Raw genomic sequence first — 23,176 nt, forward strand, 5'->3', positions numbered from 1 at the left:
ATAAGTAATCTCCTTTTTTACATAATAAATGCATAGCCAGATATTTCGCCATTTACTACAATGATTGTATGGATATTATTTACCATCAAAATACGTGGTTCAATTACAGCTACGACATCAGCGTCAGCCCAGGTTGGAATAGTAATTTCTGTGTACAGTTTACGCCTAGTTACAGCAATTTCGGTAGCTACTTGAGCTACAGCTTTAATAGCAATAATAGTGTTAACTTGACTAATAAGCTTGACATCAATATCAGTGTTTATATCATCAACATATTTAATAAAGATTTCCGTTTCTTTATCTTGGTCACTGTATCTTTGGACAGTAATAGTAGCTGCTACAGAGGACTTTGTGACAGTAATTTCACTCGGTATATCTGATTTTATATTTGGCTCAATCTCTACCCAAATATCATTTCTATATTTAACTTCAATTTCTGCCTCAACAGCAGGTTTTGAAATAGCAATAATGGTCTGTAGATTTTTATCTTTCTGTACCTTTGAAATAATCTCAGCAGGAATCGCATCTTTACTAGCCCAAATTTCTACAGGAAGAAATGAAGTCCAAATATCAAGTGCTTCAATTTCAATCAAAATGCTACTTTCATCATGGCTTGGAATAGTAATTTCCATGTCAACCTGAGGTACTGTTATTGTAATTTCTGCTTGAATGTTAGAAGCATCACTAATAATGGGTATAATTTCCACAGGAATATAAGGTTTGTTAGCAGAAATCTCAGTTATCATTATTAACTCATCTTTTGGTCTTGGTGTGATTTCAGCAGCTATATTATTGACATGTTTTATATAGATTTCAGTAGCGAGTGTTGTAAAATCGTAAACAGAATCAACCGTAATTTCCGTTTGTATATCTACATTATTGGCGTTATAAATAAAGATTTCGGTTAGCTGCTGGCTTCTTCCTTGAGAGAATATCCTTGAATCAAAATATTCAACTACTAATTCAGGTGGTAGAATCGTTTCTCGAGTGTAAAAGGTTGTTTGAGCAAATTCAGTTTCATTGGATAAGCGAATAATAAACCCATTATTCATCTTTTCTAGTGCAACCCATAATTTTACAATCTTAAGTACATCAAACTCAATATAGCCTTTTGCTGTATTGACTGTAAAATCACTAGAGATTAAATCAATAGGGTGAGGTCGATTTAGGTTAGTGATATTTGTTTCTTGCCATGCGTTATCTGCATTTAAAATTTCTAACCTTAAGCTAGTAGGTACTAAATCCTTGTAATATAAGCGCAAATAAGAGGCTTGTAATACATAGGAAGGGTTAATGGCAGATAAGTCAAACTGTACAAATGAACGCCAAATATCGTTAGTGCTTCTCCCAACAACCATAGATGAAGTATTACCATAATTAATTGATTGATAGGCTAAGCTTTCTCTTGTAAAAGCATCCTGAGTAGGATTAAATATATCTGTTACAATTGGTGGTTGCTGCACTTCATAGATAGCCCACATTCTATTGTGTGGAGGTACTTCAATCGCCGTTTCTACAAAATTATAGCCAATAGGCTGAATTTCAGTATAAACATCTGAATTTCCTCGATACATAATATCTAGGCAAGTATCTTTATCATTAATCCCTAAAGCACGAGAAATCAGTTCAGCTTGTGTATGGTTTTCACTTGACGGTCTAGCAACAATTTCCGTTTCCTGCTCTAATTTTCCAACAGCAATAAGCGTATACTTTGCTTTAAAGCTATTATTAGGGTTTATTTCAAGCTCCGTTAAAATATCTTGATACACATCAAATAATTTAGTATTGGTTTCAAGGTAATCTTTTTCAGATACAGTAATTTCCAAATAAATCTCATCCAATATTTTATTTTCATCATGAAAAAAAGGCTGTATCTCTATAGATGTGATGGGCTTAGCATCAATAGAAGGTACAACCTTAGCTAGTATGTCAAAATCATTTTTTTGAGAGGAGTTTTCCATATTTACTTCAAAATTTTTGTCCTCCATAAATTCACTTCCTTATCACATTGTATTGTGATTAGGCTTTGTCTGCCCTTACGATTATATCAAATGGGCTCCAGCGAAAATCTATTATAGATAAAAGTATTACATGCTTAAAAAGTTTAAAAGACTATTTAATGGTGCACTATCCAGAACATAAAGTATTGGAAAGAATAATAGATTAATTAATGGAAAATAAGGGGTGTTTAATGGAAAAGTTTTTAGTGAAAGAGTTTGCCTCTACAATCATTGCACAATCAAAAGGTAAAATAAGCGTTATAGATGCTGAAGCATTGGCGATTTGTTTATTTATCAAAGATGAAAAAATATAATGTAGCGTATTTAAGTCAAGGAGGGGTATATAAAAATATTTAAATTAATTAATTGAAAATATATAAATGGAATTCGAATTCATTGAAGGGAATGAGTGAAATGAACATTCTAAAAGATGAGCATACATACAATTTAAAAGTGGATAGTCGCGCTATGGCATTAGCTTATAAAGAAATGGGTGAGCTAAATTTACATATTTCCATGGAGATGGATTATTTGGAGTGGGAGGCACAGAAGATTTTAGAGAGTTTTTTAGAAAAAATAAAGGTGCTAGATATTTAAGAATTGATAGTGGTGTTTAAAGAAATGAGCAATCTATATAAAGTAGTGTTAGTTATTTGTTGTATCATGTTTAGTTTATTGAGCCTTATGGAATATAATGGCTATAATTATAATTATGTTGATAAGCAAGTGATTTTTCAACATACGCCCCAAAATAAATATGAGAATGCTGTTATAGCAATTTATAGCAAAGCACAACAGCTAAAGGTCGTTAAACAGGATAGCCAAAAAGTAGACGGTGCAAACCTAGAAAAAAGCAAGACGAAGTGGCTAACCTTTCATGCCACGTACTATGGACATGATTGTAATGGCTGTAGTGGTATCACAGCTACTGGCATAAATGTTCAAAACAGTATTTATTTTAAAGATTTAAGAATTGTAGCAGTTGACCCAACCATTATTCCATTAGGGTCCATTGTTGAAATTCAAACTCCTAATGAAAGATTTAAGGCAATTGCTGCGGATAAAGGTGGCGCGATTAAAGGGCGTAGATTAGACATACTTGTTGAATCTGAATATATTGCCGCACAGTATGGAAGGCATGATGTGCAATTATTCATCATACAGTAGGAGCAGGTCATTCATAATTAATAAAGTTATACATAGTGTTTAGGAGCATGATTTTTGATGCTCCTCTTTTTTTGAATTTTTTTGAAACTTTTTGTAGGAGGCATCCGTATAGTAGATAACAAGATGAAAAGGGGTGAGCAACTTGACGCTATTTGGCTATTCACTCGAACAGGTCTTTTTAGTCGTATTAATTTTCGCAGGTCTTGCAACAATATTGCTAATGTTTTTTGGTGATGCTGTTGAAGGCATTGGGGAAGGGCTGCCTATTTTTAATCCGAGTGTTATTCTATCTTTTATAACGTTGATGTCAGCAGCAGGATTTATTTTAGAAAAACTAGCCTTATTTCCTAGCGTTTGGAATATTATTGCTGCATGTATCATCGGAGCTATTTTAAGTGCCATCTTTTATTTATTTGTACTTGTTCCACTTCGGTCAGCCGATGTTTCCCTAGCCTATACAGAGGAGTCATTAGGTGGTCAGTTAGGAAGGGTTATTGTACCAATTCCCGTAGATGGCTTTGGAGAGGTTGTGATTGAAACAGCGAGCGGTATGATTTCGAAAAGAGCAACAGGCTATAGTAATGAAGCTATTGACTATGATACAACAGTGCTTGTCGTAGATGTGAAGGATGGAACGCTTCTTGTAAAATCTTATGAGAAAAAATTTATATAAAGGAGAGATCGATTTATGTCAATAGAGATTTTAATTGCAATCGGCATTGTAGTATTTATCTTAATCGCACTTATTGGCTTATATGTAACCAAATATCGTACGGCAGGTCCCGATGAGGCACTGATTGTCACAGGTAGCTATCTTGGCTCCAAAAATGTACATACGGATGAGTCAGGAAATCGTATAAAAATTATTCGAGGTGGCGGTACATTTGTATTTCCAATTTTCCAGCAAGCACAACCATTAAGCTTATTATCCAGTAAGCTGGATGTAACAACGCCCGAGGTTTATACAGAGCAAGGTGTACCAGTAATGGCTGATGGTACAGCAATTATAAAAATTGGTGGCTCTATTTCTGAAATTGCTACAGCGGCAGAGCAATTTTTAGGCAAGCAGAAGGATGATCGTGAAAATGAGGCGCGTGAAGTATTAGAGGGTCATTTACGTTCCATTTTAGGCTCGATGACAGTAGAGGAAATTTATAAAAACCGTGATAAGTTCTCTCAGGAAGTGCAGCGAGTGGCTTCTCAAGACTTAGCAAAAATGGGTTTAACAATCGTGTCCTTTACGATTAAAGATGTACGTGATAAAAACGGCTACTTAGAGTCACTTGGTAAGCCTCGTATTGCCCAGGTGAAACGTGATGCTGATATTGCAACAGCTGATGCGGAGAAAGAAACACGTATTAAGCGTGCGGAAGCCTCGAAGGAAGCGCAAAAGGCTGAGCTTGAGCGTGCAACAGAGATTGCGGAAGCGGAAAAAGAAAACCAATTAAAGGTGGCTGAATTCCGCCGTGAGCAAGATATTGCGAAGGCTCGTGCTGACCAAGCGTATGAACTTGAAACAGCGCGTGCCAAGCAGGAAGTAACAGAGCAAGAAATGCAAATTCGCATTATTGAGCGTCAAAAGCAAATTGAATTAGAGGAAAAAGAGATTTTACGTCGTGAGAAGCAATATGACTCTGAGGTGAAAAAGAAAGCAGATGCTGATCGTTATGCGGTTGAGCAAAATGCTTCAGCCGAGAAAATGCGTGAGCTGGCACAGGCAGATGCAGAAAAATATCGCATCGAATCCTTGGCAAAGGCAGAAGCGGAAAAAATTCGCTTAGATGGTCTTGCGAAAGCGGATGCTGAGCGTGCAAAAGGGGAAACAGAGGCAGAAATTATTCGCTTACGTGGTCTTGCAGAAGCCGAGGCAAAACGTAAAATTGCAGAAGCCTTTGAACAATATGGTCAGGCGGCTGTGCTTGATATGATTGTTCGCATGATGCCACAATATGCGAAAGAGCTGGCAAGTCCACTTAGCAATATTGATAAGATTACAGTTGTAGATACTGGTGGCGGTGAAGGCGGCAGTGGCGCTAATAAGGTGACAGCCTATGCAACGAACCTAATGTCTACATTACAGGAATCATTGAAGGAAACTTCAGGGATTGATGTCAAGGAACTAATTGAAAGCTACGCTGGTAAACACACACTACGTCCTGAGCTTGAGCAAATTGCAGCAAGTCTGGAGAAGGATACGGATAATGTGAAATCATCCAATCCGCAGGAGAGTGCGCCCAATAATGATGTGAAATCGCTCAATTCATAGGAGAATATGCTCAATAATAAGCAAGCGGCCTGACAATGTATAAGTTGTCAGGTCGCTTTTTTAGTTATTATTTTTGTTGCTGCCATTCGCTTACAAGTAAGCCATATACAACATGGTCCACATAATGATCGTAGAGCCATTCTGCTGCGCGAATCGTTCCCTCTTTGACAAAGCCAAGACGTTCAGGGATGGCACGGCTTTTCATATTGCCTTCTGCGGCACGAATTTCTACTTTATGGAGCTGTAAGACATCATAGGCATATTGTAGTAAAGCTTTTACTGCTTTGGTCATAATGCCATGCCCTTGTGCACCTTCGCCAAGCCAATAGCCGATTGTGCCAATTTTATTGTTAGGATTAATGTTGTTAAAGCCAGTGATACCAACAATTTTCTCTTTAAAAAGAATAACAAGGGAAAGGCTGCTATTTGTGGCATGTTCTTTGATGCAGCTCTCAATATAGGCTGTTGTATCTGCTACTTCTTTTGTGAAATCAAGCCACGGTAGCCATTCTCTTAAATACTCCCTAGAGGCATCTGTTAAGGCAAAAACAGCCTCTGCATCCTCTAAAGCGATAGTACGTAACGTTAATTCATTATCAATCGTTATTATCATGTGTGTCACCTCGTTATTATTTTAAGGCATTGTGCATAAAGCCCTTCATTTCTTGGCTAAGTACAGTGAGTTCCTCAATAATTTCGCTAAAATCTTGGACAAGCTGTGCCTGCTCATTTGTTGCATCATTGATTTGCCCCATATTTTGCTTAAGATTTTCAAGGTTTCTATTAATATTTTGTAGTGATGATTCTATATTTTCGGTTGCACTGGACGTTTCAAAGGATAATTTGCGTACCTCCTGTGCCACGATATTAAAGCCAGCACCATGCTGCCCAGCACGAGCCGCCTCAATAGATGCATTTAAGCCAAGTAAATTGGTTTGGCGAGAAATGCTTTTAATTAAATCTGTTACTGCATTTGTTTTTTCAGAATCCTCTAAAGCATGCTGTGCCTGCTTATTAATTTCCTCGCTTGTGGCAGCTAGTTCCTCTGAATGTGAGGCAATGGTATGTACTTTATTTTGTAAATTATTTACAATACGATCCATTGTATTCATATAATCCTCAAGCTTCAGCTCATTATCGATTGGTAGACCAAAGGCTAAGGCACCTACAACTTTGCCATTTTCACGAATTGGGAATGAAAAAGCATTGATGGCTACACCATATACATCCTTTGGAATAATAACATCTGCATTTTTGCCACTAAAGGCAATATAAACATTTTGATCATTAGGATTAACCTTTTGCCCATCTCGATAACCTGAATCCACTCGTTTACCTGCTAAATATTTAACAACGGTTTCACTTTCCTTGTCAACGACACCTACGATTGCTTCTTCTTTTAATGCAAGATGTATATAAGGTGCTGCAAGGGCTAATGCTTCAATAATTTTCATTATAATTCCTCCCAATTTAGCTCAATAGTTAATAACAATGGTAGCATACTATTCGATAGCCAAAAATAGTAAATTACTGAAAATTGAGTACAATTTGTGATGATGCTTAGGTTATGGGCAAAGTATTCGTGTGTTTTTCCAAATAGTGTACTAGAATAATAATTATATGTTGAAGAAGTAAAGGAGAGGGTATGATGGCATTTATACAAAAAGGAACGAAAGCATTTCATAAAGCGAATTGGGCCTTATTTTTAGCAGGTTTTATTACATTTGCTAATTTATATATTACCCAGCCATTGCTCCCTACATTTGCAGAAGAATTTCAAGTATCACCAGCGATTGCTAGTTTATCGCTGTCGGTGACGACCTTTGCCTTGGCAGTTAGTTTAATTATTGTTAGTTCATTGTCTGAGGCATGGGGGCGAAAATCATTAATGACTATCTCCATTTTTGCTGCCTCGATTTTGACGCTTGCACTTGCCTTTGCGCCTAATTTCGAAACAATTTTACTACTGCGTGTATTACAGGGCGTTGTTTTTGCGGGATTGCCAGCGATTGCGATGGCATATTTAGGCGAGGAAATAGACCCAGCAAGCTTAGGGGTTGCAATGGGCTTATATATTAGTGGCAACTCTGTTGGTGGGCTTAGTGGACGAGTTATTATTGGCACATTAACCGATTTTTATAATTGGCATATAGGGATGCTGGTGTTAGGGATTATTAGTCTTGTTATTAGTGTGTTATTTGCTTGGATGCTGCCGAATTCTCAGCATTTTAGCGCTCGGCCATTGCAATTGAAAGCATTAGCAGTAACGCTTTGGCAACATTTAAAAGATCGTTCTATGTTATGTCTTTATAGTATTGGTTTTGTGTTGATGGGCAGTTTTGTTACACTATATAACTATATTGGCTTTAAATTAATGGCTTCTCCCTATAATTTAAGTGCTGCGCTTGTTGGTTGGATATTTGTTATTTACTTAGTAGGTACATTTAGTTCTGCTTGGTTTGGTAGTTTAGCGGATCGCCATGGTCGTCAGCGCATGCTGCTACTAGCGATTGCCATTATGTTTACAGGAGCGGCTGTGACGCTTCATGGGCTACTGAGTGTAAAGATTATTGGTATTACTGTTTTTACGTTTGGCTTTTTTGCAGCGCATTCCATTGCAAGTGGCTGGGTAAGTAGACGAGCATTACATGATAAAGCACAAGCCTCCTCTCTCTATTTATTTTTCTATTATGCGGGTTCAAGTGTTGGTGGAACAGTAGGGGGCATATTTTGGATGAAGTATGGCTGGGAGGGCGTGCTAGCAATGATTGCGGTATTTTTACTCATAGCTTGTGTGCTGTCATTGTTATTAAAGCGTGTTATTGCTGCCGCTTCATAGAAATTTGATTATGTGAGGTGACGATTTGCCAGAATTACTTTTTTACTTTTTTATTATTCTAACAGCGGCTATTTTACAAACAAGTACAGGGTTTGGTTTTTCGATTATGGCCACTCCGTTTTTATTATTGCTGTTTTCACCACAAGAGGCGATGCAAATCAATATATTGCTATCGCTTGTTATTTCATTTTCATTGATTTGGAAGGTTCGCAAGGATATTGACGTTGTGTTGCTAAGAAAGGTGATAATAGGCAGTGTTATAGGGGCTCCTTTTGGTAGTATATTGTTTGCCATAGTTGATGTAACAACATTCAAACTGATTATAGCAGTCCTGCTAATAGGGCTAACAATGCTCTTAATTAAAAACCTTTCGATTCAGCAAACAAGCGGTAGGGATTATGGTGTTGGCTTTATATCAGGAATATTCACAACAAGCATCGGCATGGCTGGACCGCCTCTCTTACTATATTTTGCGAGCACTCATAAAAACAAAGAAACAATTAGAGCAACTTCACTAGCCTACTATATTTTTATTTATTTGATTAGCTTACTATCGCAATTAACAATTGAAGGTACAAGTAAAATGGTGTGGCTTTATAGTATGTATGCCTTGCCCATCGTTTTTATCGGTCTTATTCTAGGGCAATTATTATTTAAAAGGCTCAATCAAAAGCTATTTTTAAAATTGGTGTATCTATTATTATTTGCTGCAGGCATGATGCTATTGATACAAAGTATATGGACAACGCTGAAAACCTAAAAGAAGTATGGAAGAATTACTGATCTTCCATACTTCTTTGTTGTTACCCCATAATATTATAGCCAGCATCGATATAAATCGTTTCGCCTGTCACGCCACGAGAGAGGTGAGAAAGCATAACAATCGTCATATCTGCAACTTCGTCTTGCTGAACATTACGCTTTAATGGAGCTGTTTCCTCAATTTTGTGTAAAATTGTGTTAAAGGAAGGGACACCTTTTGCAGCAAGTGTACGAATAGCACCAGCTGAGATAGCATTGACGCGAATATTATCCTGACCAATATCAGCAGCAAGATAGCGCATTGAAGCTTCTAATGCAGCCTTTGCCACACCCATGACATTGTAGCCATCAAGCACGCGCTCTGCCCCTAGGTAGCTCATTGTAACAATAGAGCCACCCTCTGTCATATAAGGATGTGCAGCCTTTGCTGTTGAAATTAATGAATAGGCACTTGTATCTTGTGCAAAGGCATAACCTTCACGTGTTGTTTCAAGGAAGCGATTGTGTAAATCTTCGGCATGTGCAAAAGCGACAGAGTGCACGATACCATGAATAACCCCAACCTTTGCTCCGATTTCATCAAAAGCAGCCTTTGTGCTATCATCGCTGTTTACATCACATTGCACAACAAGAGAATCAGCTTGTCCAATTGCATCTAATTGCTTTTGTAATTTTTTTAATGAACGTTCTTGACGATAGGTGAAAATTACATTTGCCCCAACATCAAATAGGCGTTTTGCAATGCCCCAAGCAATACTACGGTCATTTGCGACACCCATTACTACGATATTCTTATCTTTTAATTGTAATAAATTATCCATCATTATAAAGAACTCCTTTATGAGATAATATCTGTTATTAGTACCAACTACTAAAATCTTATCATACCTAAAATATCGTTGCAATAATAACATGAAAAGTATAGCTACTAAACTTGCAAAAAATAAGTCTGGTTATTCTTTAAAATACTGCTCATACATATCAAGCGCTTGATTGACGGCGCTATGTACAGCCACTCTAAAACAATTTTGTGTTCGAATTGTTTGTGCAAGTATTTTAAGCATTCTTGTTTGGTTGTGATAAAAGGAGGCATTATAGACTTGACACCGATCATGTAAATAAGCAAGAAAATAGGATCGCCGTGCTTGTCGTAGTACATCAGCCTCAGCGCTTTTTTGAATGGTATTATAAATCCATAGGTCAATCGCATTGCCTAGTTGAAAGGCAATGAAATAATATAAATCATCATTATCATTTTTGTTTATTTTTCGAATTATTTGAATTCTTTGAAGCTCATCAATTAAAAATGTATTAATAGAATAATCAAAGGTTTTTATAGGGTTCAGCACAAGATTGTGATGATGCTGAGATTTTAAGAAAAACCAGTTATTTAAAACAGCAGCCCATGAATCTAGCTCATTTAGGCACTTTGCATGAACATTTGGGAGAATCGTTTGCCATTTTGCAGCAAGATGTTTAAATTGATCCATATGGTTTTCATCAATATGAAATAAACTATGTTCGACTTGTAACTGCTGAAACATCATCATTCCTCCAATAGATTGGTATGTATAATAATGAGCCATAGGATTATGTTGAATGCAAAAGACAAGAATAGATGAAAGAAGGCACCCAGTTAAGGATGCCTTCAAAGGGATTCAGACGATTATTCGTATTTGAGTGCATCCCCATCAAAAGATTCATCTGCTACTTTGATAGAGTCAGTTGGACAACCTTCAAATGCATCTTGCATATCTTCTAATAGATCTTCTGGAACTTCAGCAGTTCCCATGTTATCATCTAAAATAACGAAGGCAATACCTTCATCATCATAATCATAAATATCAGGTGCTGCGGCTCCACATGCGCCACAAGCGATGCATGTATCTTTATCAACTATTGTGTATTTAGCCATTATTTTCTCTCCTTTTATGTTCCTACAAAGCTTCATACTCATTTTAAAGATGTTTATCTTACATTTCAACTTAAATACTATTAAATTGGAGGAATTTGCGTCAATGTTTCATCAAATTTTATTGCAAATCTTTCAAAAACTCAATAAGGAACGAACGATTTCGGCGGCTTATCATGTTTTAAGAGGGAAGCGCTCAGGCCAGACGGTTCAAGATATTGGCTTGTTTCAACTGCATCAATATTTTGGTTTACTGCCAAAATTACCTCGTGCAACATTTGATGAGGCAGTTTCGTTATTTATGCAATATAGTTGGTTAAAAGTGCAGGAATCTGGTCACTTTTACATGGAAAAGCTAGGTCTGCAACGTGCTACACAAACGCCAAGCTTTTTCTTTGATGGTTGGCACTACCGAGGAAATGAGCATGTGTTTTTTGCACGTCTTTCTTTAATTGTGCAAAGCTTGTCACATAAAACGGCAGCTGTACGTTCTTTTACGCCAATTAGTCGAGAGCCGTCGATTCAGGCATGGGTGCGGTCATTTTTGCAGCAGCATCATTATCAGGAAGGGCATTTACAGCAGCAGCTACTAGAAGAATGCACACAGGCATTTCATAAACTTCCTGTCACAGATGCCAATAAACAGCTTGTGCTCTATCGATTAAGCGGCTATCGTTTACCAGGCTGGACATGGCAGCAGCTTGCACATGAGCGCAAGGAAACAGTTTTAGATAGTCAGTTAGCCTTTATTGAGCTATTGCATATATTATTAAATGAAGTACAGCAGCAACAGACTTACCCATTGCTTGGGCAAATAGCGGAGGGGCTAAAAGTTAAAATATTATTAACGGATTCAGCGCAGCAAACCGCCCAATTATATGAGCAAGGCTACTCTATTGAACAAATTGCGCAAATTCGTCAGTTAAAACGTAGCACAATAGAGGATCATTTTGTCGAAATAGCAATGTATGAGCCGAACTTTTCGATTGGTCCATTCGTTTCATTTGAGGAGGCTGAAAAAGTTTGGCAGGCAGCCGAGCACTATCAAACAAAAAAATTAAAAATATTACATGAAGCGCTACAGGATATTAGCTATTTTCAATTAAAGCTTGTTCTTGCGAAAGGAGAAGCATAAATGGAGCTTGAACAATTATTACACAAACATTTTGGTTACTCCTCCTTTCGTCCAGGGCAAAAGGAAGTCATTGAAGCGATTTTACAAGGAAATGATGTGATTGCGTTACTACCAACAGGAATGGGCAAGTCACTATGCTATCAGCTTCCAGCATATGCGTTGCAAAAGCCTATCCTAATTGTGTCGCCATTGCTGTCATTGATGCAGGATCAAGTGGAGGAGCTAAAGCGTTTTGGGGAAAAGAGAGTAGTCGCTTTAAATTCTTTTTTAGCGCCGACAGAAAAGCGTTACGCACTTCATTTTTTAGAGCAATACCGTTTTATCTTTACATCACCTGAAATGCTACTACAGCAGCAGGTGCAAGAAAAGCTGGCACAGATAGAGCTAGGGTTAATCGTAGTAGATGAGGCACATTGTATTTCGCAATGGGGCTTTGATTTTCGACCTGATTATTTAAGGATTGGTGAATGGTTTGCCAAGGAAAATCGCTCACCCATTTTAGCATTATCGGCAACTGCCACCAGTAAAGTTGTGCAGGATATTCGTGAAACACTATCATTAAGGACATCGTTTGAATTTATGTATAATGTAGACCGCCCAAATATTCATTTAGGTCGGGTCTTGCTGGAGGATAAGGCAGAGAAAGCACAGTGGCTTATGCAGCATGTAAAGGAAACGGCAGGACCGGGTATTTTATATGTACCCTCTCGCAAGCGTGCACAGCAATATTGTGAAGCATTTTTACAGGCAGGCATCCGTACAGCAGCATATCATGCAGGCTATGGAGCAGAGGATCGCCAGTTTATTCAGCAGCAATTTATAGATGGTGAGTTAGATTGGATTGTTGCAACAAATGCCTTTGGAATGGGGATTAATAAGCCAAATATACGTCAAGTGATTCATGAATCAATGCCTGCAAATATTGCGAATTATATGCAGGAGATTGGACGTGCTGGACGTGATGGTCAGTCTGCACTTGCTATCTTGCTATATTGTGAGGGTGATGAGGAGCTGGCTAAATTTGTGGTAACAGGCGATTTACCCACTGCTCATCATGTTGATCGTTATCAGGAGTTGCTTGCCCAGCAAATACAGCCAGTGCATATGTTAAAAAATGGCGAATTAAGTGAAACAGCCTTTCGTGTATTGAACTATTGGGTTCAGCAGGAGTCTACAGAGCAAGTAAAGGTTCGATTCAATCATTTAGCCCTAGAAAAATACCATGCAGTAGATGATATGTATAAGCTTATTCAGACAAAAGACTGTATGCGTGACTATCTTGTCGGGTACTTTGGGCAAAAATTGCAGAAAAAGCCAAAAAACTGTTGTGAAAATTGTGGCATCTATTATGATAAAATCAAAAAAGTACGCTTACAGGAAGATGCGAAAATCGATATGATTGCTTGGGAAAGTCGACTACAGCAGCTTTTAATGGGAATGTAGTTACAAACAGAGAGTCATTTACTTTTTTCGTAAAATTCGTCATAATAGAATCATAGAAAGCGTAGTAAGGTTGGGGGAAGGCGAATGAGTAAAGAAGATTATCGTGATAAAATAGAAGAGCATCGTCAGTCATTTGAAGATGAGCAAAAGGAACAACAAACATTATCAAGAGTTTCTAGAATGAATAAAAATGGTAATAAAAACAAAAAACCGAAAAGCTCTAAACGTAAAACACCACTAATGACCATTTTGTTTGTTATCTTTATTCTAATTCCATTAACAATATTAATCTATTTTTGGAAGTTTTATGAGCCAGGAAAAACAATTGAGCAGGCTGAGAAAGAGTCAAATTCAACTGAACAGGTTGTGGAATTAGACCCTTCAGAGGCGTCGGCATCTGATAAGGATAAAGATGATAAAAAAGCGCAGGAGCAATCTGAAAAAGATGCTGAAAAATTAGCGGCTGAACAAAAGGCTGCTGAAGCGGCAAAACAGGCGGAAGCAGCGAAAAAGGCTGAAGAAGCCAAAAAAGCGGAAGAGGCACGGAAAGCTGAGGAAGCAAGAAAGGCTGAAGAAGCAAGAAAAGCAGAAGAGGCACGAAAGGCTGAGGAAGCAAGAAGAGCAGAAGAGGCACGAAAAGCTGAGGCTGCAAGACAAGCTGAAGAAGCGAGAAAAGCGGAAGCAGCAAGGCAAGCCGCTCAAGCAAGCACACATACTGTTAAGCCAAATGAAAACTTATACCGCATTGCCTTAAATCATTACGGTGATGGCAGTGAGGCTACATTAGCGAAAATCCGTGCAGCAAATGGTATGTCTTCTAATACGGTTGTCGTTGGGCAAGTGATTAAGCTACCTTAATAAGCTATTACTTTATAGTAAGTATAAAATGACAGATAAACGTTTATACCAAAACAAACGTATGTCTGATTGGGCAAAAGGCGATTCTTCTTCAAGAAACGAATCGTCTTTTTGCTTTCGTAAGGAGAGACGAGAGAATGCTATATTTAGGGCTATTAGCTTTAGTAGTCATTGGCTTTCTACTGTATATGTGGAAGGTAGCACATGAAAACAATGTTTTATATCACAGGCTTACATTACAGGGTGAGCAGGAAAAGGTGCGATTGTTTTTTATTTCAGATACACATTTACGGAAAGTTAATAAAAAAATGATTACACAGTTAGAGGGGCAGTTTGATGCGGTTATTATTGGTGGTGATTTTGCAGATCGTCGTACACCTATTTCACGTATCCATGAAAATTTAACGCTGTTAACCTCTATAGGACCAACCTATTTTGTTTGGGGAAATAATGATCGAGAAGTGGGGGAGGAGCGGTTAAAGGATATTTTCCAAACACATCATGTTCAAATTATTGTCAATGATGCTGTGCAATTACCAACAAAAAACCGTTTTTGGCTTAGTGCTATTGAAGATACCACGATTAAGGAGCATAGCTTCGACAAAGCTTTTGACAAGGTGGGAGAACATGATTTAGTTGTTTTTATTGCCCATAATCCCGGTGTTTTTGCAAAGGTTCGAGCAAAGTTTCGTGCCGATTTAATGATGGGGGGACATTTACATGGTGGGCAGATTCGCTTTGGTCCTTATGGCGTGCATCCGAACGGTTCATACCGAGAGCGTGATGGTGTGATGACCTTAGTAAGTAACGGCTATGGGACAACATTATTGCCTTTACGTCTTGGAGCAAAGCCGCAATGTCATGTGATTGATATTGATATTTTGAGTAAATAAACAGTCAGAATGTACTAAAAGGCGTATAATAAAGAAGTATTTGATTATTAGATGAGAGCAAGGATTGGCAACTATAGCTAATCTAAAGTTGATTGGAGTGTCAGGAAATGCAGCAAGCAGATGCAATTATTGTTGGAGGCGGTCCCTGTGGCTTAGCAGCAGCAATAGCTTTGCAAAATATTGGATTACAACCGATTGTGATTGAAAAGGGAAATATTGTGAATGCCATTTATCATTACCCTACACATCAAACATTTTTTAGTACGAGTGAACGCTTAGCGATTGGCGATGTGCCTTTTATTATTGAGGGACGTAAGCCAAAGCGCAATCAAGCACTTGTTTACTATCGTGAAGTTGTGCGTATTAAAAATATTCAAGTCAACCGCTTCGAAAAAGTTCAAAGCGTTGTAAAACAGCAGAATATGTTTACAGTAACAACAGATAAAGATTGCTATGAAACGCCATATGTAGTCATTGCAACAGGCTACTATGATCATCCAAATTACTTAAATATTCAGGGTGAGCATTTACCAAAGGTTTTTCATTATTTTAAAGAGGGGCATGAATTTTTCGATACAGATGTGCTGGTGATTGGTGGTAAAAATTCAGCGGTGGATGCAGCGTTAGAGTTAAATAAAGCGGGTGCGCGTGTCACAGTTGTCTATCGAGGCAGTGAATATTCGTCAAGCATTAAGCCATGGGTATTACCTGAATTTGAAGGGGTAGTTAAAACAGGCGAAGTTGCTATGCATTTTAATAGCCATGTAGTAGAAATACGAGAGCATGAGGTTGTTTTAGCAATAGATGGTAAGGAAAGGGTCATCAAAAATGATTTTGTGTTTGCGATGACAGGCTATCATCCAGACCATGCCTTTATTCGAGCAATGGGTGTAACGATTGATGAGGAAACAGGACGTCCATATTTTACACCTGAAACAATGGAAACAAATGTGGAAGGCTTGTTTATTGCAGGTGTTATTGCAGCAGGAAATAATGCCAATGAAATATTTATTGAAAATGGACGCTTCCATGGGGAATGCATTGCCCAAGCAATTGTTCAAAGAAGAAAATAATGCATTGAGGCTGTATAGGCATAAAATCAAGCCTATACAGCCTTTTTTATCTTGGTTCAGACAGGAAAAAGATACCTGACGCTGGGAGTGTAATGATAGGCTTACAGGAAAAAATCTCTTAAATTAAGTGGTGTGCCTGTTGTATTAAGACCAATTAATAATTTTAGCCGTGCCTTTTGTCCATTAATACCTGTAGCAAAAATTGCGCCTAAGTCTTCCAGCATTTTGCCGCCGCCAACATAGCCATAAACACCTTCTGCAATACCATTAAAGCAGCGGGATACAAGTATCACGGGGATGCCTCGCTCTATCAGGCTTTCAATGCCTTTAACAACAGATGGAGGAACATTACCTTGTCCAAGTCCTTCAAGTACAACACCATCATATTTGCACGCAAGGACAATATCTAATAGGTCTTCCTCCATGCCAGCATAAGCTTTTAACAGTGCCACACGCTTTGTTAAATTATGCACATCTACATATTGTCGACGAATAGGGGCATGATGGAATAAGATACGCGACTTTGTAATCAATCCAATCGGCCCGTATTGTGGAGATTGAAAGGTATTCACAGAACTTGTGCTTGTTTTTGTTGTGTTGACAGCAAGATGTACCTCATCATTCATAACGACAAGCACGCCTTTGTTACGTGCTTCTTCATCAACTGCTACCCGAACAGCCTCAACTAGATTATAAATGCCATCAGCACCAAGTTCATTGGAGGAGCGCATCGCACCCGTTAACACAATAGGAATGGCTAAATTGGTTGTTAGCTCTAAGAAATAAGCCGTTTCTTCCAATGTGTCTGTGCCATGTGTAATAACCACACCATCAATCGGTTGTGCTGCCGCTTGTTCTAAAATAAGATTGCGTAATTGCAGCATTTCTGTTGGTGTAATATGCGGGGAAGGAAGGTTAAAAGCCTCGATTTCAATAATTTTTGCTAATGTATTGAGCTTATTGCTTTCCCTTATTAGTGGATTTTCCTTATTTGGCATAACAGCTCCTTCCTCACTCATTGCCATGGAAATGGTGCCACCTGTATGAATTAATAAAATTGTCTTTTTCATAAAAATAAAATCCCCTTTTAAAAAGTTTTTTTGTCATAACATGGTATAATAATAGGAGTCTATTGTTGAAAGGAGCCGGCATCATGATCATTTTATTATCTGCTGCCATTGCTCCCGGTCTAGCGCTTTTTAGTTATTTCTATTTGCGCAATCAGATGGCTACGGAGCCAAGAAAAACTTTATTTCAAACGTTTTTATACGGCGCATTTTTAACGTTCCCAATCATGTTCTTACAATATGTATTAACAGAGGAAGGGGTTTTTCCATATCTGTATCTTCAAGATGTGCTTTTCGCTAGTATCATTGAAGAATTTTTTAAATGGTTTATTTTATTAATCGCTATCTACAACCATGTGGAGTTCGATGACCCTTACGATGGTATTTTATATGGTACAAGTGTATCGCTTGGGTTTGCTACGGTTGAAAATATTCTTTACTTGCTATCATTTGGCTTGGATACGGCATTTATGCGTGCCTTATTACCTGTATCCAGTCATGCATTATTCGGTGTAGTAATGGGCTATTATTATGGACGTGCTAAATTTTCAAAGCTTGTAAAAACAAAAGAAATGATTGCAATGGCACTATGTGCACCCATTGTATTACACATTTTATACAATACAATATTATCATTCAAAGGTCACTGGGTTTATTTAATGATTCCGTTTATGGTGTTTTTATGGTGGTTTGGCTTGCGCAAGGTAAAGCTTGCACATCATCACCTTGTCCAACATTTGCATATGCATAAAAAAATTTAAAGCGTGGAAATCGTCAAAGATTTCCACGCTTTCTTGTTTTGAATTTTCATGTATAAAATGCTTCTTTTGCTTCAAGCTATCTAAAAAAGGAGTGATAAAAGTGCGTTTAGTCAGCATACTTTTTGCTTTGATAGTTGGAATTAGTATAATTGCGATTCCTCAAAATGATGCAATAGCTTTTAGTGACCAGCAAATTACGCGTGGTGCCTACGGAGATGATGTAATCGAATTGCAAGCAAGGCTACAATACTTAGGTTTTTATAAGAGTAAAATTGATGGCAAATTTGGCTATAACACATATTGGGCTTTGCGTAATTTCCAAGAAAAATATGGCCTACCTGTAGATGGCATTGCTGGTACAAAAACAAAGAAGGCGTTAGCAGGCTATTCTGATTACGATGAAAAATGGGTGAAGGCACAATTACAAGCAGGGAATCAGTTTACCTATTATGGAGGAAAGCCTCTCGATCAGCAAGTGAAAAAAGGCACTGGTGGCGGTAATAGTAGTGGTAGCAGCAATAACAATGGCACACAGACACAAGTTCCACCAAAATATACAGAGCGTGATTTACAATTAATGGCGAATGCTGTATATGGAGAAGCTCGGGGAGAGCCGTATGAGGGACAAGTAGCAGTAGCAGCGGTCATTTTAAATCGTTTAGAAAGCCCTGATTTCCCGAATACAATATCAGGTATTATATTCCAACCTTTAGCGTTTACAGCAGTAGCGGACGGTCAAATTTGGCTGGAACCAAATGAACGAGCGAAAGAAGCAGTGATTGATGCCATGAATGGCTGGGATCCTTCTGAAAATGCGCTTTATTATTTCAACCCAAAAACAGCAACAAGCAAATGGATTTGGTCACGTCCGCAAATTAAACAAATAGGAGAGCATATTTTCTGTTCATAAGAAAGGAGGAGTATTGATGAAAACATGGCTTGTGATTCTAACCGCTGCAGTAATTGGGTTAGGAGCGTACAGCATTGATTTACATGGCGATAAAGAAAATTTACAGCGTACCGTACTCGCACAATATACAGATAAGCTAACAGATGCATCTGAAAAGCTGTCCCATCTTCAGCGTGCGGTATCACAATCTTTACTGTTCCAAGATGAACAGGCAATTCATAGTGAGCTTGATTCAGTTTGGCGTTTAAGCTCAGAGGTTCGCTCTTCAATTGCCAATATTCCTATTGGGCAAGAGCTATCGAATGAATGGTTAAACTATTTAGGACGACTGGGCGATGAAGCAAAACGCACAGCAAAAACAGGTGATTATGCAGGTTGGCGTGAAAAAATGCCACAAATTTCAACGAATTTACAATCGCTATCAGATGAATGGACAGCAGCAACCGTTGATTTTTATAAAAATGATGGAAAAATGGATATTTGGGTGAAGCAAGTTGATCAGAAAAATCCAAATACTAATTTCGATACAGTAAAAGATACGTTAAAGGGCTATGGCGAGAAAGATTTCCCGCTAACATTAAGCGAATCAGATTATCAGAAAAAAATTGAGTTAAAAGCATTGCAGGATACAGTGATTACAGAAAAAGAAGCGGTTGAAAAAGTAAAATATTTATTCCCTACGATAAAAGATGCTACATTTACAGTGACAAAGAGCAGTGATACAGCACCATATCCTTTCTACCATATCCAATTCCATCAAGGAATTCGCTTAGGCTATGTTGATTTAACAGAAAAGGGTGGGCATTTATTGTCGTATTTGGTAGAGCGTCCTGTAGATGAGGCGAAGCTATCACAAGAGGAAATTTTGAAAAAAGCACAAGCATATGTGAAGAAGCTAGGCATGGAAGATGTGGCTTATGTAGAATCACGTGAAAATCATCAAGCATGGCATGTGACATTTGCGCGCGTTAATCCAAAAGATCAAGCACTTATCTATGCAGATGGTGTGCAATTAAAAGTTGCGAAAGATACAGGTGAGCTACTAGGAGCAAATGCGATGGAATATATTCAAGAAGAAAACATTAAACCGCAAACAGCTCAGCCAATTGACTGGAAAACGTTCTTCCAAGATGATGTGCATGTACAGGAAGTAAAAAATATTTATACAGATAATGGGCAATTTGAACAGCGGCTTTGCTATGAGGTGATTGCATTACGTGATGGTGCAACACAGGAAACATTCAGAATTGTTGTGGACGCAGAACACCATGATGTGTTAAAAGTAGAATATTTAACGTAAAAACAAGCAAATACTGCCAATTTTTATAGCCAAAATAAGTATAGCATGAGATAATAAGACCATATTTTTTGTACGGGGAGATGCTCATGGAAATAAAAATTGGTACACAATTACAGCTTGAACCAACTTATACAGATCGAGTAGAAAAATTCCGCTGTAAAGTGGTTGAACAACAGGAACATATTCTTTATATTGATTATCCAGTTAATATGGCAACAAAGAAAACGGCATTTTTAATTGATGGCTCAGAGTTTAGAGCGACCTTTCGTACCGAGGATAATCAAGCTTTTGCTTTTAATACAGAGGTGATTGGTCGTAAGGCAGGCACAATTCCAATGATTATGCTGCATTGTCCAAAGCCAGATGAGTTTGTGAAAATTCAACGGCGTGAGTATGTCCGTGTTGAAACACCAGTTGATGTAGCCATTCAGTTTAAAAATTATAAATATCAGCTTGTAACGGCAGATATTAGTGCTGGTGGGCTGGCACTTATTTTGAAAGGCGAAGTAGCTTTCAATGAGGGGGATGAGGTCGATCTAACTGTTGTACTTCCATTTGCCAATGGTGATGTGAAGTATGTGATGACAACAGCAGTAGTGGTGCGTATTTTTGAAAAAGATCATAAGCGCTTGGCGACAATTCAGCTAACAGATACAGATGATGTCGATCAGCAACATATTGTACGTTTTTGCTTTGAGCGCCAGCTAACAAATCGCCGCAAGGAGCTAGACCCATTTCATTCATAAGTTTTTTGGAAAGCCCTCTCTTGGCAGAGGGCTTTTTTGAGGTTATATGGTACAATATGAGGTGATAGAAAGCGGGGAAGAGAAAGTATGAAAAAAAATATTCAAATTGCTATAGACGGGCCTGCGGGTGCTGGTAAAAGCACAATTGCCAAGCTTGTTGCGGAGGCACTTGGCTTTACGTATATTGATACAGGAGCTATGTACCGAGCAGTGACGTATAAAGCGCTACAACAAAGCATACATTTAGATGATGAGGAAAAATTAGCTGATATGCTTGCAACAAGCACAATTGAATTAAAGCCCTCTCCACAGGGGCAGCTTGTTTTTTTAGATGGGCAAAATGTGTCAGCACAAATACGCTCAAATGAGGTAACTTCATCTGTGTCACAAGTAGCTGCTCATGCAAAGGTGCGAGCATTGTTAGTGGCACAACAGCAAAAGCTTGCAGCAAATGGTGGCGTGGTGATGGATGGCAGAGATATTGCTACACATGTATTAAAAGATGCCGAGTTAAAGATTTTTATGTCTGCGACGGTAGAGGAACGTGCAAGAAGACGTCTGATTGATAATCAAAAAAGAGGCATTGACTCCTCTCTCGATAAACTTCAAGAGGAAATTGCCCTGCGGGATAAAAAGGATAGTGAGCGTGCAGCATCGCCACTTATTCAAGCTGAGGATGCAATCTTTTTAGATACAACTGCATTATCCATTGATGAGGCAGCACAAGCTATTTTAAAATTAGCCAAAGAAAGAATGCTATAAAACCTAAAATTTCAGACATTTTTTGAATTTAAAGGATTTATTTTTGTCTTTGTCTGCAATATCGAATAAAATAGTAAGGGAAGATGCGAAGGAGGGTTACATATGTCTGAAGAAATGAATTATGCAGAACAAACATTTAACGAGGGTGATATCGTCAAAGGTATTGCAGAGCAAGTGGATGAAAAAGCAGTATCTGTGTCCATTCCAGGTGCACCGTTTGATGGTATTGTACCGATTAGTGAATTATCAAGCTTACACATTGAGAAAGCGTCTGATGTCATCTCTGTTGGGGATGAATTAGAATTGATGATTACAAAGGTTGAAGAAGAAAATTATGTACTATCCAAACGTAAAGTTGATGCATTAAAAGCATGGGATGCACTTGAACAACAATTTGCGGCTGAGGAAGTTTTCGAAGCGGAAGTAAAGGATATCGTTAAAGGCGGTCTTGTTGTAGATTTAGGTGTGCGTGGCTTTGTACCAGCATCACTTGTAGAAGACTATTTTGTTGACGACTTTGAAGACTATAAAGGCAAATCATTAAGCTTCAAAATTGTGGAGCTTGATAAAGACAAAAATCGCCTGATCTTATCTCATCGTGCTGTAGTGGAAGCAGAAAAGGCTTCTCAAAAGAAACAAGTTATTAATCAAATTCAAGCTGGCGATGTGTTGGATGGCAAAGTACAGCGTTTAGCATCATTTGGTGCGTTTATTGACCTTGGCGGTATTGATGGTCTTGTGCATATTTCACAAGTATCACATGAGCATGTAAGTGATGTGAGCGAGGTTTTATCAGAGGGACAAGAAGTAAAAGTAAAGGTGCTTTCTGTAGACCCGGAAAATGAGCGTATTTCATTATCCATTAAAGAAACGCTTCCTGGGCCTTGGTCAAATATTGAAGAACGTGCTGCCAAAGGTACTGTATTAGATGGCAAAGTAAAGCGTCTAACATCATTCGGTGCATTTGTAGAAGTATTCCCAGGGGTAGAAGGTTTAGTGCATATTTCGCAAATTGCACATAAGCATATTAATACACCGCATGAAGCATTAAAAGAGGGACAAGAGGTACAAGTAAAGGTGCTTGATATTAATGCTGAGGAAGGCCGTTTAGCGCTAAGCATTAAAGAATTACTTGAAAATCCCGAAGCTGAAGAAGTTGTCGACTATGAGCTACCTGAAGAAAATACAGGCTTCTCATTTGGCGATGTCATTGGTGACCAATTAAAAAACTTTAAATAAACAATGGTAGCGGGGATGCATAATCATGCGTCCTCGCTTTTTT

Annotated in this window: 25 protein-coding genes; 18 read left to right on the forward strand and 7 right to left on the reverse strand. The window is 38.2% G+C overall.

The window, feature by feature from the left end; genetic code table 11:
• Window positions 1-17: 17 nt before the first annotated feature.
• Window positions 18-1,988 (reverse strand): DNRLRE domain-containing protein, encoded by a 1,971-nt coding sequence (locus ACIQVU_RS05585; protein WP_402894327.1) that lies wholly within the window; start codon window positions 1,986-1,988, stop codon window positions 18-20.
• Between the two features lie 203 nt (window positions 1,989-2,191).
• Here ACIQVU_RS05585 and ACIQVU_RS05590 point away from each other — a divergent pair, with 203 nt between their 5' ends.
• The 5 genes from ACIQVU_RS05590 (at window position 2,192) to ACIQVU_RS05610 (ending at window position 5,433) form a co-directional block, all read left to right on the forward strand.
• Window positions 2,192-2,314 (forward strand): hypothetical protein, encoded by a 123-nt coding sequence (locus ACIQVU_RS05590; protein ID WP_340805173.1) that lies wholly within the window; start codon window positions 2,192-2,194, stop codon window positions 2,312-2,314.
• A 100-nt stretch (window positions 2,315-2,414) separates the two neighbouring features.
• On the forward strand, window positions 2,415-2,597 hold the full coding sequence (locus ACIQVU_RS05595; RefSeq protein ID WP_340805174.1) for a hypothetical protein: 183 nt from the start codon (window positions 2,415-2,417) through the stop codon (window positions 2,595-2,597).
• Between the two features lie 24 nt (window positions 2,598-2,621).
• Window positions 2,622-3,167: a 3D domain-containing protein gene (locus tag ACIQVU_RS05600; RefSeq protein WP_402894331.1), complete on the forward strand. Its 546-nt coding sequence runs from the start codon at window positions 2,622-2,624 to the stop codon at window positions 3,165-3,167.
• Between the two features lie 142 nt (window positions 3,168-3,309).
• Window positions 3,310-3,840, forward strand: coding sequence for an NfeD family membrane protein (locus ACIQVU_RS05605; protein ID WP_340805176.1), 531 nt, complete (start codon window positions 3,310-3,312; stop codon window positions 3,838-3,840).
• Window positions 3,841-3,855: 15 nt separating this feature from the next.
• Window positions 3,856-5,433, forward strand: a complete 1,578-nt coding sequence (locus ACIQVU_RS05610) for a flotillin lipid rafts scaffold protein FloT (protein WP_340805177.1) — start codon at window positions 3,856-3,858, stop codon at window positions 5,431-5,433.
• A gap of 67 nt (window positions 5,434-5,500) precedes the next feature.
• Here the strand turns inward: ACIQVU_RS05610 and ACIQVU_RS05615 are convergent, their stop codons facing one another.
• A complete protein-coding gene (locus ACIQVU_RS05615) occupies window positions 5,501-6,046 on the reverse strand; it encodes a GNAT family N-acetyltransferase (protein ID WP_402894334.1) in 546 nt (181 codons plus the stop codon).
• 16 nt (window positions 6,047-6,062) lie between these two features.
• Window positions 6,063-6,887, reverse strand: coding sequence for a methyl-accepting chemotaxis protein (locus ACIQVU_RS05620; RefSeq protein ID WP_340805179.1), 825 nt, complete (start codon window positions 6,885-6,887; stop codon window positions 6,063-6,065).
• A gap of 194 nt (window positions 6,888-7,081) precedes the next feature.
• On the opposite strand from ACIQVU_RS05620, the gene ACIQVU_RS05625 reads away from it, so the two are divergent.
• Together ACIQVU_RS05625 and ACIQVU_RS05630 are read left to right on the forward strand one after the other, a co-directional pair.
• Window positions 7,082-8,272, forward strand: coding sequence for an MFS transporter (locus ACIQVU_RS05625; protein WP_340808546.1), 1,191 nt, complete (start codon window positions 7,082-7,084; stop codon window positions 8,270-8,272).
• Window positions 8,273-8,297: 25 nt separating this feature from the next.
• Window positions 8,298-9,032 carry a sulfite exporter TauE/SafE family protein gene (locus ACIQVU_RS05630; RefSeq protein ID WP_340805180.1) on the forward strand — a complete coding sequence of 245 codons (735 nt, stop codon included), beginning with the start codon at window positions 8,298-8,300 and terminating at the stop codon, window positions 9,030-9,032.
• Window positions 9,033-9,075: 43 nt separating this feature from the next.
• On the opposite strand, the gene ACIQVU_RS05635 is transcribed toward ACIQVU_RS05630, so the two are convergent.
• The 3 genes from ACIQVU_RS05635 to ACIQVU_RS05645 all read right to left on the reverse strand — a co-directional run bounded on the left by ACIQVU_RS05635 (window position 9,076) and on the right by ACIQVU_RS05645 (window position 10,949).
• Window positions 9,076-9,858, reverse strand: a complete 783-nt coding sequence (locus ACIQVU_RS05635; RefSeq protein ID WP_340805181.1) for an enoyl-ACP reductase FabI — start codon at window positions 9,856-9,858, stop codon at window positions 9,076-9,078.
• A gap of 129 nt (window positions 9,859-9,987) precedes the next feature.
• Complete coding sequence (locus ACIQVU_RS05640) at window positions 9,988-10,578, reverse strand: hypothetical protein (protein WP_402894339.1); 591 nt, start codon at window positions 10,576-10,578, stop codon at window positions 9,988-9,990.
• A 122-nt stretch (window positions 10,579-10,700) separates the two neighbouring features.
• On the reverse strand, window positions 10,701-10,949 hold the full coding sequence (locus ACIQVU_RS05645) for a ferredoxin (protein WP_340805183.1): 249 nt from the start codon (window positions 10,947-10,949) through the stop codon (window positions 10,701-10,703).
• 103 nt (window positions 10,950-11,052) lie between these two features.
• Between ACIQVU_RS05645 and ACIQVU_RS05650 the strand changes: the two genes are divergently transcribed.
• The 5 genes from ACIQVU_RS05650 (at window position 11,053) to ACIQVU_RS05670 (ending at window position 16,348) form a co-directional block, all read left to right on the forward strand.
• Window positions 11,053-12,081, forward strand: a complete 1,029-nt coding sequence (locus tag ACIQVU_RS05650; RefSeq protein ID WP_340805184.1) for a YpbB family protein — start codon at window positions 11,053-11,055, stop codon at window positions 12,079-12,081.
• Complete coding sequence (locus ACIQVU_RS05655) at window positions 12,082-13,524, forward strand: RecQ family ATP-dependent DNA helicase (protein ID WP_340805185.1); 1,443 nt, start codon at window positions 12,082-12,084, stop codon at window positions 13,522-13,524.
• Between the two features lie 84 nt (window positions 13,525-13,608).
• Window positions 13,609-14,382 carry a LysM peptidoglycan-binding domain-containing protein gene (locus tag ACIQVU_RS05660; RefSeq protein ID WP_340805186.1) on the forward strand — a complete coding sequence of 258 codons (774 nt, stop codon included), beginning with the start codon at window positions 13,609-13,611 and terminating at the stop codon, window positions 14,380-14,382.
• Between the two features lie 137 nt (window positions 14,383-14,519).
• Window positions 14,520-15,275, forward strand: coding sequence for a metallophosphoesterase (locus ACIQVU_RS05665; RefSeq protein ID WP_340805187.1), 756 nt, complete (start codon window positions 14,520-14,522; stop codon window positions 15,273-15,275).
• Window positions 15,276-15,382: 107 nt separating this feature from the next.
• Window positions 15,383-16,348 (forward strand): YpdA family putative bacillithiol disulfide reductase, encoded by a 966-nt coding sequence (locus tag ACIQVU_RS05670; RefSeq protein ID WP_340805188.1) that lies wholly within the window; start codon window positions 15,383-15,385, stop codon window positions 16,346-16,348.
• A 101-nt stretch (window positions 16,349-16,449) separates the two neighbouring features.
• On the opposite strand, the gene ACIQVU_RS05675 is transcribed toward ACIQVU_RS05670, so the two are convergent.
• A complete protein-coding gene (locus ACIQVU_RS05675) occupies window positions 16,450-17,418 on the reverse strand; it encodes an asparaginase (protein ID WP_402894345.1) in 969 nt (322 codons plus the stop codon).
• A gap of 83 nt (window positions 17,419-17,501) precedes the next feature.
• On the opposite strand from ACIQVU_RS05675, the gene prsW reads away from it, so the two are divergent.
• The 6 genes from prsW to rpsA all read left to right on the forward strand — a co-directional run bounded on the left by prsW (window position 17,502) and on the right by rpsA (window position 23,133).
• Entirely contained in the window at window positions 17,502-18,176 is a 675-nt protein-coding gene (gene prsW, locus ACIQVU_RS05680; RefSeq protein WP_340805190.1) for a glutamic-type intramembrane protease PrsW, read from the forward strand.
• Window positions 18,177-18,276: 100 nt separating this feature from the next.
• Window positions 18,277-19,086: a spore cortex-lytic enzyme gene (sleB, locus tag ACIQVU_RS05685; protein ID WP_340805191.1), complete on the forward strand. Its 810-nt coding sequence runs from the start codon at window positions 18,277-18,279 to the stop codon at window positions 19,084-19,086.
• Window positions 19,087-19,102: 16 nt separating this feature from the next.
• Window positions 19,103-20,386: a PepSY1/2 domain-containing protein gene (locus tag ACIQVU_RS05690; RefSeq protein WP_340805192.1), complete on the forward strand. Its 1,284-nt coding sequence runs from the start codon at window positions 19,103-19,105 to the stop codon at window positions 20,384-20,386.
• Window positions 20,387-20,472: 86 nt separating this feature from the next.
• Entirely contained in the window at window positions 20,473-21,132 is a 660-nt protein-coding gene (locus tag ACIQVU_RS05695; protein WP_340805193.1) for a flagellar brake protein, read from the forward strand.
• An 87-nt stretch (window positions 21,133-21,219) separates the two neighbouring features.
• A complete protein-coding gene (cmk, locus tag ACIQVU_RS05700; protein ID WP_340805194.1) occupies window positions 21,220-21,894 on the forward strand; it encodes a (d)CMP kinase in 675 nt (224 codons plus the stop codon).
• A 102-nt stretch (window positions 21,895-21,996) separates the two neighbouring features.
• Window positions 21,997-23,133, forward strand: coding sequence for a 30S ribosomal protein S1 (gene rpsA / locus ACIQVU_RS05705; RefSeq protein ID WP_340805195.1), 1,137 nt, complete (start codon window positions 21,997-21,999; stop codon window positions 23,131-23,133).
• Window positions 23,134-23,176 lie beyond the last annotated feature (43 nt).

Origin of the sequence: Lysinibacillus sp. NPDC098008, assembly GCF_044760715.1 — a bacterium.
Classification (GTDB): Bacteria; Bacillota; Bacilli; order Bacillales_A; family Planococcaceae; genus Lysinibacillus.

Excerpts from the sequence above, each read along its gene's own strand:
- ACIQVU_RS05655 (WP_340805185.1), top strand. The coding sequence starts at position 12,082 with ATGGAGCTTGAACAATTATTACACAAACATTTTGGTTACTCCTCCTTT.
- ACIQVU_RS05695 (WP_340805193.1), top strand. The coding sequence starts at position 20,473 with ATGGAAATAAAAATTGGTACACAATTACAGCTTGAACCAACTTATACA.
- ACIQVU_RS05595 (WP_340805174.1), top strand. The coding sequence starts at position 2,415 with ATGAACATTCTAAAAGATGAGCATACATACAATTTAAAAGTGGATAGT.
- rpsA (WP_340805195.1), top strand. The coding sequence starts at position 21,997 with ATGTCTGAAGAAATGAATTATGCAGAACAAACATTTAACGAGGGTGAT.
- ACIQVU_RS05640 (WP_402894339.1), bottom strand. The coding sequence starts at position 10,578 with ATGTTTCAGCAGTTACAAGTCGAACATAGTTTATTTCATATTGATGAA.
- ACIQVU_RS05690 (WP_340805192.1), top strand. The coding sequence starts at position 19,103 with ATGAAAACATGGCTTGTGATTCTAACCGCTGCAGTAATTGGGTTAGGA.
- ACIQVU_RS05665 (WP_340805187.1), top strand. The coding sequence starts at position 14,520 with ATGCTATATTTAGGGCTATTAGCTTTAGTAGTCATTGGCTTTCTACTG.
- ACIQVU_RS05590 (WP_340805173.1), top strand. The coding sequence starts at position 2,192 with ATGGAAAAGTTTTTAGTGAAAGAGTTTGCCTCTACAATCATTGCACAA.
- ACIQVU_RS05600 (WP_402894331.1), top strand. The coding sequence starts at position 2,622 with ATGAGCAATCTATATAAAGTAGTGTTAGTTATTTGTTGTATCATGTTT.
- ACIQVU_RS05635 (WP_340805181.1), bottom strand. The coding sequence starts at position 9,858 with ATGATGGATAATTTATTACAATTAAAAGATAAGAATATCGTAGTAATG.
- cmk (WP_340805194.1), top strand. The coding sequence starts at position 21,220 with ATGAAAAAAAATATTCAAATTGCTATAGACGGGCCTGCGGGTGCTGGT.
- ACIQVU_RS05650 (WP_340805184.1), top strand. The coding sequence starts at position 11,053 with ATGTTTCATCAAATTTTATTGCAAATCTTTCAAAAACTCAATAAGGAA.
- prsW (WP_340805190.1), top strand. The coding sequence starts at position 17,502 with ATGATCATTTTATTATCTGCTGCCATTGCTCCCGGTCTAGCGCTTTTT.
- ACIQVU_RS05610 (WP_340805177.1), top strand. The coding sequence starts at position 3,856 with ATGTCAATAGAGATTTTAATTGCAATCGGCATTGTAGTATTTATCTTA.
- ACIQVU_RS05585 (WP_402894327.1), bottom strand. The coding sequence starts at position 1,988 with ATGGAGGACAAAAATTTTGAAGTAAATATGGAAAACTCCTCTCAAAAA.
- ACIQVU_RS05615 (WP_402894334.1), bottom strand. The coding sequence starts at position 6,046 with ATGATAATAACGATTGATAATGAATTAACGTTACGTACTATCGCTTTA.
- ACIQVU_RS05670 (WP_340805188.1), top strand. The coding sequence starts at position 15,383 with ATGCAGCAAGCAGATGCAATTATTGTTGGAGGCGGTCCCTGTGGCTTA.
- ACIQVU_RS05660 (WP_340805186.1), top strand. The coding sequence starts at position 13,609 with ATGAGTAAAGAAGATTATCGTGATAAAATAGAAGAGCATCGTCAGTCA.
- ACIQVU_RS05675 (WP_402894345.1), bottom strand. The coding sequence starts at position 17,418 with ATGAAAAAGACAATTTTATTAATTCATACAGGTGGCACCATTTCCATG.
- ACIQVU_RS05625 (WP_340808546.1), top strand. The coding sequence starts at position 7,082 with ATGGCATTTATACAAAAAGGAACGAAAGCATTTCATAAAGCGAATTGG.
- ACIQVU_RS05620 (WP_340805179.1), bottom strand. The coding sequence starts at position 6,887 with ATGAAAATTATTGAAGCATTAGCCCTTGCAGCACCTTATATACATCTT.
- ACIQVU_RS05645 (WP_340805183.1), bottom strand. The coding sequence starts at position 10,949 with ATGGCTAAATACACAATAGTTGATAAAGATACATGCATCGCTTGTGGC.